The following is a 1,385-nucleotide window of genomic DNA, read 5'->3' as shown; positions in this document are numbered from 1 at the left end:
GGCGCGTTGCGGATGATCCAGTCACGGATGTTGTGGATATTGCGCCCCGTGGACAGGTCCATGACCGTATCGGCCCCCCAGCGGATCGCCCAGACCATCTTTTCCACCTCTTCCTCCATCGAGGAGGTGACAGCCGAATTGCCGATATTGGCGTTGATCTTGACCTTGAAGTTGCGGCCGATGATCATCGGCTCAAGCTCGCGGTGGTTGATATTGGCCGGGATGATGGCACGGCCTGCGGCGATTTCGTCGCGGACGAATTCGGGCGTGACCAGATCGGGCAGCGGCGCGCCCATGGGATCGCCGTCCCGGGGCTGCGCGGCCAGCCGGCCTTCGTTCTCGCGGATCGCGACGAATTCCATTTCGGGCGTCACGATACCCGCACGGGCAAAGGCCAGCTGCGTCACCGCCCGGTCGCCGCTGGCGCGCAGCGGCGGGCGCTGCGCCGGAAAGGCCGGTGTCAGCCGCGCCCCCGTGGCAAAGCCGTTGTCGGCATCGGTGACGGCACGCGCCTCGTATTCCTCGATCAGCCCCTGCGTATGCAGCCAGCCGCCGCGCACCTCAGGCAGGCCCCGGGCAATGTCGATCTGCGCGGCCGGGTCGGTATAGGGCCCCGAACTGTCATAGACACTCACCGGTGCTTCGCCCGTCACATCGATCTGGCGCAGGGGCACGCGGATGTCATGGGTCTGGCCGGTGGCATAGACCTTGCGCGAAGCGGGCAGGCTGCCGGTGGTGATTTCGGGAACTAGGTCTTTCATATCGGTCTCCTCAACGTGATGAGACCCAAGTGAAACATGTGGCAGAAAGGGACCGCACCGGCCCGGTTGCGGCACGCGCAAAGGGCCAAGAGTGGCCCGAAAGGACCGCCCCCAAGGTGTGGAGAATGCGGAAATACCCTTCGGTCTTCCTACGCCAGCGTCAACTGGGTCAGGTTCAAAGGGTCGCGTCACCGGGGCAGATTGAACAAACCCCTGTCAGCCTCTCAGTCCCCATGGCGGGACTCCCCTGACGTAGGGGCACTATTGGCAGCGATGGGCCGAAAGTCAACGGGCCAAAACGGCTTCGGAGGGGTCACATGGCGGCGGGCGGCAATGGCCCGCCGACGAATGGTTTCAAGCGTCCTCGCGTAAATCAAGCAGTTCGCCCGCAACCCCCGCCACACCCTCGGCGTCCAGCCGGTAGTGGGCATAGAGGGCCGCCGGGGGCCCGACCTCGACGAATTTGTCGGGCACCCCGTGCTTGCGGAACCTGATCCGCGGCAGATCGAGAAGCACCTCGGCCACGGCGGATCCCAGCCCGCCGGTCACGTTATGCTCCTCCACCGTCAGGATCGCGCCGGTTTCCGCCGCCGCGCGGATCTCCTCCTCGTCCATCCTGTCGAT

The 1,385-nt window shown here is 65.3% G+C and carries 2 protein-coding genes; both read right to left on the bottom strand.

Annotation, left to right across the window (positions count from 1 at the left end):
- A partial coding sequence (locus A3764_RS17615; protein ID WP_201722460.1) for a phosphomethylpyrimidine synthase ThiC occupies window positions 1–761 on the bottom strand: 761 nt, incomplete at its 3' end.
- Window positions 762–1,115: 354 nt separating this feature from the next.
- A partial coding sequence (locus A3764_RS17610; protein WP_330220542.1) for a transketolase C-terminal domain-containing protein occupies window positions 1,116–1,385 on the bottom strand: 270 nt, incomplete at its 5' end.

Source organism: Sulfitobacter sp. HI0129 (assembly GCF_001635395.1).
In the GTDB taxonomy this organism is placed as follows: domain Bacteria; phylum Pseudomonadota; class Alphaproteobacteria; order Rhodobacterales; family Rhodobacteraceae; genus Sulfitobacter.
This window is presented reverse-complemented; position numbering and strand designations above follow the sequence as displayed.